Source organism: Streptomyces thioluteus, from assembly GCF_039535865.1.
Genome location: NZ_BAAAXZ010000101.1, coordinates 1 through 16,344, shown reverse-complemented (window position 1 = coordinate 16,344; position 16,344 = coordinate 1). Strand labels below are relative to the sequence as shown.

5 protein-coding genes and 9 pseudogenes are annotated in these 16,344 nt (G+C 74.4%); 11 read left to right on the top strand and 3 right to left on the bottom strand.

Annotated elements, in window-relative coordinates:
- Nucleotides 1-19 precede the first annotated feature (19 nt).
- Nucleotides 20-2,542 carry a flippase-like domain-containing protein gene (locus tag ABD794_RS13070; RefSeq protein ID WP_344963265.1) on the bottom strand — a complete coding sequence of 841 codons (2,523 nt, stop codon included), beginning with the start codon at nt 2,540-2,542 and terminating at the stop codon, nt 20-22.
- A gap of 360 nt (nt 2,543-2,902) precedes the next feature.
- Between ABD794_RS13070 and ABD794_RS13065 the strand changes: the two genes are divergently transcribed.
- The 5 genes and pseudogenes from ABD794_RS13065 to nudC all read left to right on the top strand — a co-directional run bounded on the left by ABD794_RS13065 (nt 2,903) and on the right by nudC (nt 11,265).
- Nucleotides 2,903-3,274 (top strand): MGMT family protein, encoded by a 372-nt coding sequence (locus tag ABD794_RS13065; protein ID WP_344963246.1) that lies wholly within the window; start codon nt 2,903-2,905, stop codon nt 3,272-3,274.
- A gap of 246 nt (nt 3,275-3,520) precedes the next feature.
- Nucleotides 3,521-6,767: pseudogene (locus ABD794_RS13060) on the top strand (ATP-dependent helicase).
- Nucleotides 6,768-6,811: 44 nt separating this feature from the next.
- Nucleotides 6,812-9,203, top strand: a pseudogene (locus tag ABD794_RS13055) (ATP-dependent helicase); the annotation flags it as partial.
- A pseudogene (locus ABD794_RS13050) lies at nt 9,164-10,249 on the top strand (M20/M25/M40 family metallo-hydrolase); the annotation flags it as partial. The pseudogenes ABD794_RS13055 and ABD794_RS13050, both read left to right, overlap by 40 nt.
- 81 nt (nt 10,250-10,330) lie before the next feature.
- Nucleotides 10,331-11,265, top strand: a pseudogene (nudC, locus tag ABD794_RS13045) (NAD(+) diphosphatase).
- Between the two features lie 22 nt (nt 11,266-11,287).
- Here the strand turns inward: nudC and ABD794_RS13040 are convergent.
- Nucleotides 11,288-11,532: pseudogene (locus tag ABD794_RS13040) on the bottom strand (mycoredoxin).
- A gap of 274 nt (nt 11,533-11,806) precedes the next feature.
- Here ABD794_RS13040 and ABD794_RS13035 point away from each other — a divergent pair.
- The 6 genes and pseudogenes from ABD794_RS13035 to ABD794_RS13010 all read left to right on the top strand — a co-directional run bounded on the left by ABD794_RS13035 (nt 11,807) and on the right by ABD794_RS13010 (nt 15,539).
- Nucleotides 11,807-13,210, top strand: coding sequence for an ATP-dependent helicase (locus ABD794_RS13035; protein WP_344963245.1), 1,404 nt, complete (start codon nt 11,807-11,809; stop codon nt 13,208-13,210).
- 72 nt (nt 13,211-13,282) lie between these two features.
- Nucleotides 13,283-13,618, top strand: a complete 336-nt coding sequence (locus tag ABD794_RS13030) for a 3'-5' exonuclease (protein ID WP_344963242.1) — start codon at nt 13,283-13,285, stop codon at nt 13,616-13,618.
- Nucleotides 13,570-13,930: pseudogene (locus ABD794_RS18950) on the top strand (HRDC domain-containing protein); the annotation flags it as partial. The gene ABD794_RS13030 and the pseudogene ABD794_RS18950, both read left to right, overlap by 49 nt.
- A 659-nt stretch (nt 13,931-14,589) precedes the next feature.
- A pseudogene (locus ABD794_RS13020) lies at nt 14,590-14,898 on the top strand (WhiB family transcriptional regulator); the annotation flags it as partial.
- 10 nt (nt 14,899-14,908) lie between these two features.
- Nucleotides 14,909-15,215, top strand: a pseudogene (locus ABD794_RS13015) (hypothetical protein).
- Nucleotides 15,216-15,392: 177 nt separating this feature from the next.
- Nucleotides 15,393-15,539 (top strand): hypothetical protein, encoded by a 147-nt coding sequence (locus ABD794_RS13010; RefSeq protein ID WP_344963240.1) that lies wholly within the window; start codon nt 15,393-15,395, stop codon nt 15,537-15,539.
- Between the two features lie 66 nt (nt 15,540-15,605).
- On the opposite strand, the pseudogene ABD794_RS13005 reads toward ABD794_RS13010, so the two are convergent.
- Nucleotides 15,606-16,344 (bottom strand): annotated as a pseudogene (locus tag ABD794_RS13005) (AarF/UbiB family protein); the annotation flags it as partial.

Below are 16,344 nucleotides of genomic sequence, written 5' to 3'. Positions count from 1 at the left end.
CGGCTCCCTCGGACACGCCCTAGATCGCTCCCTTGCGCGTCAGCTGGTTGAAGCAGAGCCAGCCCGGCAGCACCGGCAGCCAGAACGTCAGCAGGCGGTACAGCAGCACCGCGGGCGTCGCGATGTCCGCCGGAAGTCCCGCCAGGGTCAGCGCGCCGATGAGGACGCCCTCGACCGCGCCCACGCCGCCCGGCGTCGGCGCGGCCGAGCCCAGCGCGTTGCCCGCGAGGAAGATCACCGCGACGCTGGCGTAGCTCATGTCCCCGCCGAAGGCCCGGATCGAGGTGTCCAGGCACATCACGAACGCGGCGGTCAGCAGCAGCATGCCGCCGATGCCGTTGACCAGCTTCCGCGGCCGCTGGAGGAGGTCCAGCATGCGCGGCACCACACCCGCGAACAGCGACCGCACCCGCGTCGAGACGAACTTGCGCAGGAACGGGATCGCGGTGACCACCAGCACCAGCACCGCCGCCGTCAGCAGCCCGCCGATGATCGTGCGGGACGGCGGCAGCGGGGACGACGTCCGCTCGGTGCCGGTGATGTAGCCGAAGGTCAGCAGCAGCAGGATGTGGGCGGCCAGGCCGAACAGTTCGGAGGCGCCGACGCTGGCCACCGCGAGCCCCGGCCGGATCCCCGCCCGTTGCAGGAAGCGGGAGTTCAGCGCCACGCCGCCGACCGCCGCCGGGGCGACCAGCTTGACGAAGGACCCCGCGACCTGGGCCATCACCGTCCGCAGGAAGGGCACCTTCTCCGGGACGAAGCCCAGCAGCCGCATGGCGGCCGCGAAGTAGCTCAGCGCGGAGAACGCGGCGGCCGCCGCGACCCAGCCCCAGTTGGCCTGCTCGACGATGTCGCCGAACCGGACGTGCGAGAGCTGCGAGAGCAGGAAGTACGCGGCGATCGCGCCCGCGATCGAGCTGATCAGCGTGCGCGGCCGGATGCGCTCCAGCCGGACGGGCTCTATCGGCGCCTGCGGCCGGATCAGCAGGACCTGACGGCGGATCTGGGCCAGCAGGTCCTCCTCGCGGGCCTCCTCGGCCGCCTCGTCCAGGGCCTGCTTCTCCGCCTTCCGCTCGGCCTTCTTCTCGGCCTTCTCGGCCTTGAGCGCCTTGCGGGCGTCGGCCTCCCCCGAGCCCCGCTCCGCGCGCTCGCGGGCCCGTTCCTCCTTGGCGAGCCGGGACGCCTCCAGCACCGCGTCCCGCTCGCGGCGGGAGCGCTCGCGGGCGATCCGGCGCAGGGTGGCCCGGCTGGCGCGGGTCAGCGCCATCGGCTGGAGCAGCGGCAGGCTGTCGGCGACCGCGTCCGGGCCGAGGACGGAGACCGCCGAGGCGACCACGCGCTCGGCGCCGACCCGCAGGCCGAGGGTGGTGAGCAGCTGGGCGACGTCCATCCGCAGGACGATGTCGCCGGCCGCGATCTCACCGCCGCGCAGGTCGGTGAGGACGACATTGCCGGAACGATCCACCAGGAGCGAGTCGCTGTCGAGCCGGCGGTGGGCGATGCGCCGCGACTGGAGGGCCTCCACCTGGCGGAAGGCGCTGGCCAGCAGCTCGTCGGTGAGCTCCTCGTCCGGGATGGTGTCGAGCCGGCGGCCGCCGATGTGCTCGTACACCAGCATCACCGCGTCCGGGCCGAGCTCGGAGGTGGCGATCAGCTTGGGCGCGTTGGCGCCGGCGGCGATGGCCGCGTAGGCGAGCAGCGCCTCCTGTTCGAGGGCCTGGCGGAGCGACTGGAGGCTGCGCCGCTGGGTGAAGGCGCGCAGCGCCAGGCGCTGGTAGACCCGGTAGAAGAAGCCCTGGGCCTGCTGCTCGCGGTCGACGACGGTGACGTCGAGCGGCGGGCCGTCCTCCAGGGTGACGACGTAGCGCCGGCCCCGGTCGTGGGACTCGGTGTCGCCCGGGTCCTCGGTGCGCAGGGCGGTCACCGGCCGGAAGCCGACGCGGCGCAGGCCGTGCAGCAGGTGCTGGCCGGTCGGGCGGACGTTGGGGGAGCCGACGGCGTAGAGCGTGCCGTAGGCGACGGTCCAGCCGATGAGCACGGTGATGACGATCGAGAACGGCGTCGAGTAGCCGTTGACCACCACGGCGAAGGCGTCCAGCAGCAGCACCGCCCACATGGCGACCCGCCAGCGCGGGCGCCGGGACATGCCGACGGCCGTCATGTAGGCGATCACGGGGGCGAGGTAGCCGTGGACCGGGTCGGTCACGCCGGTGGGCGTGGTGCGGGTGAGCGCGTCCCGGATGGTCTCGGGGGCGGCCTCGGCGACCCAGAGGGCGGCGCCCAGGGAGACGCCGTGCGCGAGGACGGCGGCCAGGACGCCGTCGGCGATGCGCAGCCCGTCCCGTTTGATCAGCCGCTCGACGGCGAAGGCCACCGGCACGATGAAGATCGCGATGTTGGCGGTGAGCCCGGCGAGGTTCGCCAGCGTGGCCGGTGCGTGGCCCGCGCTCTCCTTGACGTCGGCCTCCAGGCCGGACGTGGTGGCGTGGGCGAACGCCGCGAGGGCGAGGACGAGGGCGATGCCGACGATCCCCAGCAACATGCGCACGAGGTCGGCGGGGCGGTGGACGCGGGCCGGCAGCAGCGGCTCGTCGCCGGAGACCTTGTCGATGTGGACCTCGCCGTCCTTCGTCTCGGGGGGGCTGTGCTTCGCCCTTCCCGGGCAACGCGCGGGGGGCGCGCGCCTCCTCAGGAGGCCCCGCGCCCTGCTCGTCCGTGTCTTCCTGGTCTTCTCGTTCTCGTATCACCAGAGTCACCGCCCGGAAGATGGTGGCATGGCCCGGCCGGGCAAGGGTGTATCAGGGTGCATTTCGGGGGCGCGGACATCGGATCGTACGCCCTGTGGTCGGGCGCCGCACTCCGGGTGATCCCGGCAGGTCCCGGCCCGCGGGCGGCGGGCAGTATGGACCGGGTGACCGACGAAGCACTGCCCGAGTACGCGGAGCGGGTCCTGGCCGTCGCCGAGACGATTCCGCCGGGCCGCGTGATGACCTACGGAGACGTGGCCGAGTGGCTGGGCGAGGGGGGCCCGCGGCAGGTGGGCCGGGTGATGGCGCTCTACGGGGGCGCCGTGCCGTGGTGGCGCGTCGTCCGCGCGGACGGTGCCCTGCTCCCCGGCCACGAGCGGCGCGCCCTGGAGCGCTACCGGGAGGAGGGGACGCCGCTGCGTTCCGCCGGCCCGGCGGGTCCGTTCCGCATCGCGATGGCGCGGGCGCGCTGGGACGGCGTCCCGGACGGTTCGCGTGGTGCGGACGGTGTGAAACGCGACACCTGATCCACGGTGCACCCGGGCCACCCGAACGGATGAGGTGCTCGAACGCCCGGGGTGACTCCCGGGACGATCTGCGCCCCGCCCGTCTCCTGGCGTAGCGTCGGGGACCGCCCTTACCGCCCCGACCGCCCCCGTCACCGACCAGGACCCGTAACCCACGTGAGATCCCATCCCCCCTCCGGCTCGTCGCGCCCGGACCGCCCGGAGCACCGGCGGACGCTCCGGGACGGCGCCGGCGCGTACCGCCTGGTGCGCACCCCGCCGGGTCCCGCGGTCCCCGCACGGCTGGACGCGGCGCAGCGCGCGGTGGTTGAGCACGGCTCCGGGCCGCTGCTGGTGCTCGCCGGGCCCGGGACGGGCAAGACCACCACGCTCGTCGAGAGCGTCGCCGAACGGGTGCGGCGGGGCGCCGGCCCCGAGCGCGTCCTGGTCCTCACCTTCAGCCGCAAGGCCGCCGTCGAGCTGCGCGACCGCATGGCGGCCCGGCTCGGCGGAGCCCGCGCCCCGCAGGCGACCACCTTCCACTCGTACTGCCACGCCCTGGTCCGCGCGCACCGGGACGCGGAGCCCTTCGGCGAGCCGCCGCGGCTGCTCTCCGGCCCCGAGCAGGACGTCACCGTGCGCGACCTGCTGGCCGGCCAGACCGAGCTGGAGCGCGAGGGGCGCGGGGCGGTGCGCTGGCCGGACGAGCTGCGCGCGTGCCTGACCACGCGCGGCTTCGCCGACGAGGTGCGCGCCGTCCTCGCCCGCAGCCGCGAACTGGGCCTGGGGCCCGGCGAACTGGCCGACTTCGCCGAGCGCACCCGGCGCGGCGACTGGGCGGCCGCGGCCGCCTTCCTCGCCGAGTACCTCGACGTCCTCGACGCCCGCGGCGTGCTCGACTACGCGGAACTGGTGCACCGCGCCGTCCTGCTCGCCGAACGGCCCGAGGTAGCGGCGGACCTGGCCGCGCGCTACGACGCGGTCTTCGTGGACGAGTACCAGGACACCGACGCCGCGCAGGTGCGGCTGCTGCGCGCGCTGGCCGGCGGGGGCCGCCCGCTGATCGCCTTCGGCGATCCGGACCAGTCCATCTACGCCTTCCGCGGCGCGGACGTGGGCGGCATCCTCGACTTCCCGGACGCCTTCCCGCGCCGCGACGGCACGCCCGCCCCGGTGCGCGTGCTGACCACCTCGCGCCGCTCCGGCGCCGCGCTGCTGGCCGCCACCCGGCTCCTCACCGCCCGGATGCCGCTCACCCGCCTCCCGGCCGCCGCCGTCCGCGCCCACCGCGACCTGACCGCCGACCGCCCCGGCGGCCGGGTCGAGGCGTACACCTACCCCACCGCAGGCGCCGAGACCGACAACGTCGCCGACATCCTGCGCCGCGCCCACCTGGAGGACGGCGTCCCCTGGGGCGACATGGCCGTCCTGGTCCGCGCCGGCTCCCGCTCCCTGCCGGTGCTGCGCCGCGCGCTGACCTCGGCGGGCGTACCGGTGGAGGTCGACGGCGACGACGTCCCGCTGCGCCACGAACCGGCGGTGGCGCCGCTGCTGACGGCGCTGCGGGTGGTGGCGGAGCAGGTGGCGGCGGGCAGGGTCCCCGACGACGATCCCGACGCTGCCGCAGCCCCCGCGTCCCTCGCCCCCGAGACCGCCCTCGCCCTGCTCACCTCGCCGCTCGGCGGCATGGACGGCACCGACCTGCGCCGGCTCGGCCGCGCCCTGCGCGAGGAGGAACGGGCCGCCGGCCGGACCGTCCCCCGGCCCTCGGACGTGCTCGTCGCCGAGGCGCTCGCCGAGCCCGAGCGCCTGGTCGCGCACGACCCGGCGTACGCCAAGGGCGCCCAGCGCCTGGGCGCGCTGCTGCGCACCGCCCGCGAGCGGCTGGCGGCCGGCGGCACCGCCGAGGACGCCCTGTGGGCGCTGTGGGACGGCACCCCCTGGCCCGACCGGCTGCGCCGCGCCGCGCACCGCGGCGGGGCGGCCGGACGCAAACGCGGACCGCGATCTGGACGCGGTGTGCGCCCTGTTCGAGACCGCGGCCCGCGCCGAGGAACGCGTCGGCGGCCGGGACGTCCTCAACTTCCTGGACGAGCTGGAGGCCCAGGACATCGCCGCCGACACCCTCACCCGCCGCCCGGTGCGGACGGACGCCGTCCGGCTGATGACCGCGCACCGCTCCAAGGGCCTGGAGTGGCGGCTCGTCGTCGTCGCCGGCGTCCAGGAGGGCCTCTGGCCCGACCTGCGCCGCCGCGGCTCGCTGCTGGAGGCGGACCGCATCGGCCGCGACGGCCTCGCCGAACCCCTGCCGCCCGGCGCCCTCCTGGCCGAGGAACGGCGGCTGTTCTACGTGGCCGCCACGCGCGCCCGGGAGCGCCTGGTCGTCACGGCGGTCAAGGCGTCGGCGGAGGACGGCGACCAGCCCTCCCGCTTCCTCGCCGAACTCGGCGTCGAGCCGGTGGACGTCACCCAGCGCCCCCGGCGGCCGCTCGCCGTCGCCGCGCTCGTCGCCGAGCTGCGGTCCACCACCGTGGACCCCGCCGCGTCCCCCGCCCTGCGGTCCGCCGCCGCGGCCCGCCTCGCCCGGCTCGCCGCGCTGCGCGACGAGGAGGACCGGCCGCTCGTCCCCGCCGCCGACCCCGACCGCTGGTGGGGGCTGTACGAACCGACGCACAGCGGGGTGCCGCTGCGCGACCGCGAGCGCCCGGTGGCGCTCTCCGGCTCCGCGCTCGGCCAGCTCGCGGACACCTGCTCCCTCCAGTGGTTCCTGGGGCGCGAGGTGCGGGCGGAGGCCCCGGCCGGCCCCGCCCAGGGCTTCGGCAACGTGGTCCACGTCCTCGCCGACGACGTCGCGTCCGGCCGCACCCCGGCCGACCTCGCCGTCCTGATGGAGCGCCTGGACACCGTCTGGGACGCGCTCGCCTTCGATGCCCCCTGGAAGTCCCGCCAGGAGAAGGAGAACGCGCGGGCCGCCCTGGAACGCTTCCTGCGCTGGCACGTCCTGGAACGCGGCCGCACGCCGGTCGCCAGTGAGCACCCCTTCGACGTCACGCTGAAGGCGGAGCAGTACCTGGTGCGGGTGCGCGGCTCCATGGACCGCGTGGAGAGGGACGAGGCGGGCCGGGCGTACGTGGTCGACTTCAAGACCGGCAGGAGCGCCCCGAGCGCCGCCGAGGTCGCCCGCCACCCGCAGCTCGCCGTCTACCAGCTGGCGGTCGGGCAGGGCGCGGTGGACGACCTGTTCGACGGCGAGCGGCCCCGGTCCGGCGGCGCGGAACTGGTCCAGCTGCGGCAGGGCGCGGTGAAGCGGGACGGCGGGGACGCGCTGCCGAAGGTCCAGGCGCAGGAGTCCCTGGAGACCTCGGGCGACGGCTGGGTCGGCGAACTCCTGGCCACGGCGGCCGGCCGCGTCCTGGACGAACGCTTCGCCCCGCGCCCCGGCCAGCACTGCACGCACTGTGCCTTCCGGGCAGCGTGCTCGGCGAGGCCGGAGGGGCGGCAGGTGGTGGAGTGAGCACGCCCCGGGCCCTGTCAGCGGTCCCCGTTACCGTGAGGGACATGACGCCGCGCCTCACCGACCCCGAGCAGCTCAAGGACCTGCTCGGCATCCCCCTTCACCCCCGAGCAGACGGCCTGCATCACCGCCCCGCCCGCCCCCCAGGTGATCGTCGCCGGCGCCGGCTCCGGCAAGACCACCGTGATGGCCGCCCGCGTCGTCTGGCTGGTCGGCACCGGCCAGGTGGCACCCGAGCGCGTACTCGGCCTCACCTTCACCAACAAGGCGGCCGGCGAACTCGCCGACCGCGTCCGCAAGGCGCTGGCCAAGGCCGGCGTCACCGCCGGTGAGGCCACCGACGAGGACGGCCCCGGCGAGCCGCAGATCTCCACGTACCACGCCTTCGCCGGCCGCCTCCTCAAGGAGCACGGCCTGCGCATCGGCCTGGAGCCCACCGCCCGGCTCCTCGCGGACGCCACCCGCTTCCAGCTCGCCGCCCGCGTCCTGCGCTCCTCGCCGGGCCCGCACCCCGCGCTCACCACGCCCGTTCGCCGACCTCGTCGCCGACCTCCTCGCCCTCGACGGCGAGCTCGCCGAGCACCTGGTCGACCCGGCCGCCCTGCGGGCCCACGACGAGGAGCTGCTCTCCGCGCTCGAAGGAGCCCGGCTCACCAACGCCGACCTGCGCAAGGCCCCCGAGACCGCCCGCGCCCGCCGCGAGCTGACCGGCCTCGTCGAGGCGTACCGCGCGGAGAAGCGCGCCCGCGACCTCCTCGACTTCGGCGACCAGATAGCCCTCTCCGCCGAGACCGCCCGCACCCGCCCCGAGGTCGGCCGCATCCTGCGCGAGCAGTTCGAGGTGGTCCTCCTCGACGAGTACCAGGACACCTCCGTCGCCCAACGCCTCCTGCTCGCCGGCCTGTTCGGGGCCGGCACGGGCCACGCCGTCACCGCCGTCGGCGACCCCTGCCAGGCCATCTACGGCTGGCGCGGCGCCTCCGTGGCCAACCTCGACGACTTCCCGCGCCACTTCCCGCACGCCGACGGCCGCCCCGCGAACCGCTACGCCCTCGGCGAGAACCGGCGCAGCGGCGGCCGCCTCCTCCGCCTGGCCAACGGCCTGGCCGCGCCGCTGCGCGAGCGCCACGAGGGCGTCGAGGCGCTGCGCCCGCGCCCGGCGCCGAGCACGACGGGCTGGTGCGCTGCGCCCTGCTGCCCACCCAGGCCGAGGAACTGGCCTGGCTGGCCGACTCGATCGCCCACCTGGTGCGCACCGGCACCCGCCCCGGCGACGTCGCCGTCCTGTGCCGCACCGCCACCGACTTCGCCCGCATCCAGGGCGCGCTCGTCGGCGGGACGTCCCCGTCGAGGTCGTCGGCCTGTCCGGGCTGCTGCACCTGCCGGAGATCGCCGACCTGGTTGCCGTCTGCGAGGTGCTCCAGGACCCCACGGCCAACGCCGCGCTCGTCCGCTGCTGACCGGCCCGCGCTGGCGCATCGGCGCCCGTGACCTGGCGCTCCTCGGCCGCCGCGCGCGCACCCTCGTCCCGTACGGCGCCGCCGGCACGGACCCCGGACGCCGGCTCGCCGAGGCCGTCGAGGGCCGCGACCCGGCCGAGATGATCTCCCTCGCCGACGCGCTCGACACCTTCCTCACGGCCGGGGACGCCCCGGACGACGGCCTGCCGTTCTCGGCCGACGCCCGGGTCCGCTTCGCCCGCCTCGCGACGGAGCTGCGCGAGCTGCGGCGCTGCCTGGCCGATCCGCTGATGGACGTCCTGCACCGCGTCCTCGCGACCACCGGTCTGGACGTCGAGCTCTCCGCCTCCCCGCACGCGCTGGCGGCCCGCCGCCGCGAGACGCTCGACCAGTTCCTCGGACATCGCCGCGGGCTTCGCCGGCCTGGACGGGGACGCCGGGCTCTCCGCCTTCCTGGCTTCCTGCGCACGGCCGTGCAGTACGAGAAGGGCCCTCGACAGCTCGCTGCCCGGCGCGGAGGACACGGTCAAGGTCCTCACCGCCCACAAGTCGAAGGGCCTGGAGTGGGACGTCGTCGCCGTCCCGTCTCGTCGCGCGGACGTTCCCCAGCGAGCAGCCGCGCGAGTCCTGGACGGCCCAGGCCCGGGTCCTGCCGCACGCCCTGCGCGGCGACGCGGACACCCTCCCCGACGTCACGTCCTGGGACGCCAAGGGCCTGGCGGCGTTCAAGACGGAGATGAAGGAGCACCAGTCCGTCGAGGAACTCCGCCTCGGCTACGTCACCTTCACCCGCCCCCGCTCCCTGCTGCTGGGCTCCGGCCACTGGTGGGGCCCCGAGCAGAAGCGCCCCCGCGGCCCGTCCGCCTTCCTGCACGCCCTGCGCGAGCACTGCGAGGCGGGCCACGGCGAGATCGAGGCCTGGGCGGACGCGCCCGCACCGACCCGTTCGAGCCCGTCCTCAAGGACGGCCGGCTCTACGGGCGCGGCGCCGCCGACGACCAAGGGCCAGGTGTTCTTCCACACGCTCGGTGTCCGCGCGCACCTGGCGGACCACCGCCCGGACGGCCCAGGCCGTCAACCTCAAGCTCGATCGTCGAGGGCCGCAGGAGTGAGTTCGGCTCCCCCGAACTTCCCGGCCCTGATCCGCGACCGCGCGGCGACCCGCCTCGCCTGCGACAAGCTCGTCGATCGTCTCCGACACCGGCATGTGGTCCGAGGACACCCCGACGGTCGCACCGGCATGCGCGGACTCGTCGAGTGCCAGATCGACCTGTACGGGCCGGACCAGGACATCCACTCCGGCTCCTTCGGCGGGGCCGTGCCCCAAACCCTAAGCCACCGAGCCGCCCGGCTTGGTCGCCGCCCTGCACGACGAGGACGCCGCGTGGCGATCCCCGGCTTCTACGACGGCGTCGTGGAGCTCACCGACCGTGAGCGCGAGCTCTTCGCCGAGCGGCCCTTCGACGAGGAGCGCTGGCGGCGCACCGCGCACTCGCACGCCACGCTGGGCGAGGCCGGCTTCACCACCCTGGAGCGCGTCTGGGCCCGTCCCACCGCCGAGGTCACGGCATCGGCGGCGGGCGTACCAGGGCCCCGGCGGCAAGACGATCGTGCCGGACTCGGCCCGGCTGATAGCTGTCGTTCCGCCTGGGTGGGCCGGCCAGGACACGGACCGGATCCAGCAGGCCGTGCGGCGAGTGGACGGCGATCCTGCCTCCCGCCGGCATCCGTTCACGGGATCACGTTCACCGGGGGCCACCCGCCCTGTCTGACGCCGCTGACCACCCCGCGCTCCGAGTCCGTCGTCCGGGCCATGGCCGCGCCTTCGGGCAGAAGATCCGCTTCACCCGCGAGGGCGGCTCCCGGACCCCGCCGCGACCTGCAGGACGTCCTGGGCGTCCCCGTGCTGTCCTCGGCATCTCGGTGCCCTCGGACGGCTGGCACGCGCCGAACGAGAAGGTCGAGCTCGACCTCCTCATGAAGGGCGTGGAGACCGCGGCCCACCTCTGGGGCGACCTCGCCGCGGGCCCGGCGGGCACTAGCGGGCCGCACCGGCCCCAGACGCACCACGACCATCACCACAGGGGGAGTTGGAAGCAGCCCGTGACCACCTGGACCGCATTCCCGGCCGACCGTCCCATCACGCTCAGCGGCGCGAGCGGCATCGACCGCGCCGCCGGCACCACCGCCTGGACGAGGGCATGGCTGGCGGCGGCCTGGAGCCACCCCTCGACCCGGGTCTTCGTGGTCTCCGGGGGACAGGCGCTGATCGACGACACCCCCGACGGCCGTACGGAGCTGGTGATGACGCCGGCCTTCGAGGCCCCCGTCACCGAGACGCACCGCTACTTCCTCGGCCAGGACGAGGACGGGGTGGCCTACTTCGCCCTGCAGAAGGACACCCTGCCCGGCCGCATGGACCAGTCGGCGCGCCCGGCCGGGCTGCGCGAGGCGGGCCTGCTCCTGTCGCCGCGCGACGCCGGCCTGCTGGTGCACTGCGGTGGCCCTGGAGAACTGGCAGCGGCTGCACCGCATTCTGCTCGCGCTGCGGCGAGCGCACCGTCATCGCCGCCGCCGGTCACATCCGCCGCTGCCAGGCCTGCGGCGCCGAGCACTACCCGCGGACCGACCCCGCGGTGATCATGCTGGTCACGGACGACCGGACCGCGCCCTGCTGGGCCGCCAGATGCACTGGCCGGAGGGCCGCTTCTCCACGCTCGCCGGCTTCGTCGAGCCCGGCGAGTCCATCGAGCAGGCGGTGCGGCCGCGAGGTCGCCGAGGAGGCCGGCGTGGTGGTGGGCGAGGTGGAGTACGTCGCCAGCCAGCCCTGGCCGTTCCCGTCCAGCCTGATGCTGGGCTTCCGGGCGCGTGCCGTCTCCTCCGAGATCCAGGTGGACGGCGAGGAGATCCACGAGGCGCGCTGGTTCTCCCGGGAAGAGCTGCGGGCCGCGTTCAAGTCCGGGGAGGTGCTGCCTCCCACCGGAATCTCGATCGCAGCCCGGCTGGTCGAGCTCTGGTACGGCGAGCCCCTGCCGTAGGCGGAGTGCCGTAAGCCGGGGGTCAGACGCCGACCCCGATCTTGGCCTTGACCTGGGCGAGAGAGGGGTTGTGAGCGTGGAGCCGTCGGCGAACAGCAGGGTCGGCACCGTCTGGTTGCCCCCGTTGGCCTTCTCCACGAAGACCGCCGACTCCGGGTCGAGCTCGATGTTCACCTCGGTGTACTCGATGCCCTCCCGCTCCATCTGGCGCTTGAGGCGTACGCAGTAGCCGCACCAGGTGGTGCTGTACATCGTCACGGCGGACATGGGGCTCCTTAGGATCGTGCTGTGGTGGGGGAGCGCTGCTCCGGTGGTAGAACGTGCACCTTTCCCCCGCCATTCCCGGCACAGCATAAGTACGACCGCAGGGCCCCGCCTGTGGACAACCGTCCCGGTCGCCTCCCGGAACCTGGCAGCATGGCGGGGTGACACCAGCAACGCACACCACCCTCTTCCCCCAGGTGCCGGAGACCGCCGACGCCGTGCTCGACGGGCTCGACCCCGAGCAGCGCGCGGTCGCGACGGCGCTCGACGGGCCGGTGTGCGTGCTGGCCGGCGCGGGTACGGGCAAGACCGCGCCATCACCCACCGGATCGCCTTCGGGGTCCGCTCCGGGCTGCTCCAGCCCGCGAGTGTGCTCGCCGTCACCTTCACCAACCGCGCGGCGGGCGAGATGCGCGGCCGGCTGCGCCAGCTGGGCGCCGCCGGCGTCCAGGCCCGCACCTTCCACTCGGCCGCCCTGCGCCAGCTCCAGTACTTCTGGCCCAAGGCCGTCGGCGGCGAGCTGCCCCGGCTGCTCGAGCGCAAGGTCCAGCTCGTCGCCGAGGTGCCGCGGCCCGCTGCCGGGTCCGCCTCGACCGCAGCGAGCTGCGCGACACGACCGCCGAGATCGAGTGGGCCAAGGTCACCCAGACCGTCCCCGAGGAGTATCCGGCCGCCGTCGTCCGCTGCGGCCGCGAGGCCCCCCCGCGACACCGCCGAGATCGCCAAGGTCTACGGCGTCTACGAGCAGCTCAAGCGCGAGCGCGGAGTGATCGACTTCGAGGACGTCCTGCTGCTGACCGTCGGCGTCCTCCAGGACCGGCACGACATCGCCGAGACCGTCCGCCGCCAGTACCGGCACTTCGTGGTCGACGAGTACCAGGACGTCAGCCCCCTCCAGCAGCGACTCCTGGAGCTCTGGCTGGGGGAGCGCGACAGCCTCTGCGTGGTCGGCGACGCCAGCCAGACGATCTACTCCTTCACCGGCGCGACCCCGGACCACCTGCTGGACTTCCGCACCCGCCACCCCAACGCCACCGTCGTCCGGCTCGTCCGCGACTACCGCTCCACCCCCCAGGTGGTGCGCCTGGCCAACGGGCTCCTCGCCCAGGCCCGCGGCCGCGCCGCCGACCACCGCCTGGAGCTGGTCTCCCAGCGGGAGAGCGGCCCGGAGCCGGCCTACGCGGAGTTCGCCGACGAGCCCGCCGAGGCCGAGGGCGTCGCCCGGCGCGTCCGCGACCTCATCGCCTCCGGCGTGCCCGCCGGCGAGATCGCGGTCCTCTACCGCATCAACGCCCAGTCCGAGGGCTACGAGCAGGCCCTCGCCGACGTGGGCGTGCCTACCAGCTGCGCGGGGCCGAGCGGTTCTTCGAGCGCCCCGAGGTCCGCGAGGCCCAGGTGCTGCTGCGCGGCGCGGCCCGGGCGGCGGACGGCACCGACCCCCGGCTGGCCGCCGCCGAGGATCTGGCCGACCAGGTCCGGGCCGTCTTCTCCACCCGGGGCTGGACGCCCGAGCCGCCCGCCGGCTCGGGCGCGGTCCGCGACCGCTGGGAGTCCCTCGCCGCCCTGGTGCGGCTCGCCGAGGACTTCGCCCGGTCCCGCCCTGGCGCCACGCTCGCCGACCTCGTCACCGAGCTGCAGGAGCGGACCGAGGCGCAACACGCCCCCACCGTCGAGGGTGTGACGCTCGCCTCGTTGCACGCCGCAAGGGCCTGGAGTGGGACGCCGTCTTCCTGGTCGGCACTCACCGAGGGCAATGCTGCCGATCACCTACGCGAAGACGGACGAGCAGATCGAGGAGGAGCGCCGGCTGCTCTACGTCGGCGTCACCCGGGCCCGCCGCCACCTGACCCTGTCGTGGGCGCTCTCCCGGGCGCCGGGCGGGCGCCCCTCCCGTCGCCCCAGCCGCTTCCTGTCCGGCCTGCGGCCGGCTCCACGGCCCCCCGCCCGGGCACGCCGGACGCCACGGGTCCGCTGGGCCACGTCTCGTACGGATCGGGCTCGTCCGGCTCCGGCGTCCGCTCCGGCGACGGCCCGCCCCCCCGGGCGCGGCGCAGACCGGTGCGCTGCCGCGTCTGCGGGCGCACCCTGACCGACGCGGGGGAGATCAAGCTGCTGCGCTGCGAGGACTGCCCAGCGAGCTGGGACGAAGGGCTGCACGAGCGGCTGCTGGACTGGCGCGCCGGGCAGGCCGAACGGCTCGGCCAGCCCGCCTTCTGCGTGTTCACCGACAAGGACGCTGCTGGCGATCGCCGAGGCCGCGCCGGGAACCGAGGCGGAGCTTTCCGTCATCTCCGGTGTGGGAAGGCGCAAGCTCGGCACGTTCGGGGCCGACGTCCTGGCGCTGTGCGCCGGCCGCGAGCCGGGGTCGTGCGAGGGCTCGGAAATCTCTCCGGAAAAATAGTTTGCGTGCGCGGAGGGCATACCCATAGCCTTCCAGAGCAGGGAAACGACGGATCCTTACGGATCCGCCGGCTCCGTGCTGTACTGAACCGAAGATTCGACGGACCGCGGTCCGTCCCGAGACGCCGAGAGGAGGCGAGACCAATGATCAGCTTCATCCCCAGCAACAAAATGACCGATCGCCCGGTCTTCGCCATGCGTCCCGCTCGGCCTGCGCGCGGTCGACGCCGTATCCGGTGTCGTCCGCGCCTCCGGTTCTCGGTTCCGTCAACGGCACCGGTCTGTCCTCCATCGCCCTCCCGGCCAACGCGCCGGCCCTGGGGAATGAGCGACCGACCAAGGGCGCCCACGGCAGCGGCAATGGCGGCAGAGGCACAGTTCCACGCCTTCGCAGCAGAGACCAACGGCGCCGAATCCCGGACGAAGCAGTACCAGCACCACACGATGTGGGCCTTCCGTGGGCTCGAACCCTGGAGAGATCCAGCCTGATCGGCAGATCAGGTCGGCACCTTCCAGGGCCGCGGAACCCACACCGGGATCCGCGGCCCTTTTGCTTGCCCCCCAGCCGGGGGAAACCAGCCCGCGCCACCAGCCGGAACAACAGACGAGGAACACCAACCGTGCAGATCAAGGCACACACCGCCGTCAGTAGCCACCGACCTGATCCCCCCGCCCGTCCCCACGGAGGACACCTTGACCCCCCTGACCGCGCTCACCGACCTCGACGACGCGATCGAGAACCTGGGCACCCCGGTCCCGTGCCGCAGCTACGACCCGGAGGTCTTCTTCGCCGAGTCGCCGGCGGACGTGGAGTACGCCAAGTCGCTCTGCCAGACCTGCCCGCTGCGCGAGGCCTGCCTCGCCGGCGCCAAGGACCGTCGCGAGCCGTGGGGCGTCTGGGGCGGCGAGCTCTTCGTCCAGGGCGTCGTCGTGGCCCGCAAGCGCCCCCGTGGCCGCCCGCGCAAGAACCGGTCGCCGCATGAGTCTCCCCGGCACGATCGACCTCCCCCTCGCGCACCGACCCCACGAAGCAGGAACCGACGATGCACCACACGTCCCCCGAGCCGCCGGCTCCGCCCTCCCCGCACGCACCACCTCCGGCGCGATCACCTCGCGTCAGAACAGGAACCTCGAAATGCAACTCATCCCAGAAGTCCTGGCCCGTGCCCATATGCACGAGGGCAGGGCCCGTCCGGCTCGCGGCGGCCCGGCGCGTGCAGCGCCGCGCCGAGCGGGCCTCGCTGCGCGCCCGACGGGCATTGGCCATGGCCGTGATGCAGCACTAGGCATTCCGCCGAACGCGACTTGGTGAACCGGGGGGCCGGTCCGAAAGGACCGGCCCCCCGGTGCGTTCGGGTGCGTTGAACCCTCACGAACCGTTCACGGGGATATCGTCTGGAGTGGACCAGAAGACGCCTGATTCAGCGCAGTTGACCCTGAGGCCACCGGCACCACCCTCACGTGTGCCCGTTGCGGAACCACCCGCCGACGGCTTCCCGCCGACCTGGACTGCTCCGTGGAGAACGGCGGCCGCCCACTACTTCTGCGACGACTGCTCCCGCGCCAACCTCAGAGCGATCGAGGGCCGACTCGACTCCGCCTGGTGGTGAGGGAACGGGCCCGCGCCTCCGGCGGACCCGCCCGCCGCCTCAGGCGGGAGTCCCCTGACCGCAGTCCTCCACCGGGCCGGCGTCCGCGAAGCCCGGGACCCACGCCTCCATCTCGTCGCGCAGCCGCACCGTGTCGCGCCCAGCTGACAGAGCACCCCTATGGTGCTCGTGGTCACCCGGTGGATGAGCAAGTACGCCGGGGGCAGGTTGAGCTGACGGGGCCAGCTGGTACGCGGGAGAGCGGGGGATCGGCGATCCGCGTGGCCTGGGACCGCATCCAGTCGCGGCGGTGAAGGTGAAATCGTCCACCTGGGCAGGCTCGATGATCGTGCAGCAGATAGTCGAGCACGGGCTTCCGGGTCGAGCTCGATCTCCGGCTTGACGAACCCCTCGTCACGGAGCAGCTCGTGGACCGCCTCGGCCTCGCCGTCCAGCGTCAGCCGCAGCGCCGTCCCGATCTCGGCCGGCTAGTCCCTGCGGCAGCCGGTTCCCACCGTGCCGAAGTCCAGGACGCCCCAGGCGCCATTTCTCCGGTGGCCCGTCGGGGTGGTCGCCGGTGACCAGACGGAAGTTGCCCGGGTGCGGGTCGGCGTGCAGCAGTCCCGTGCGGGCGGTGCCCGAGAAGAGAAAGCGGGCCAGCAACTGACCTGCCCCGGTCCCGCTGCTCCTGGGTGCCGTCCGTTATCACCTCGGGACAACGGCACCCCATCCAGCCACTCCGTCACCAGCACTTGATCGCTGTGGTGCACCACGGCCGGGCCACCGTGACGTCGGCGTCCCCCAGCGAACTCCTCGGCGTGGGCGC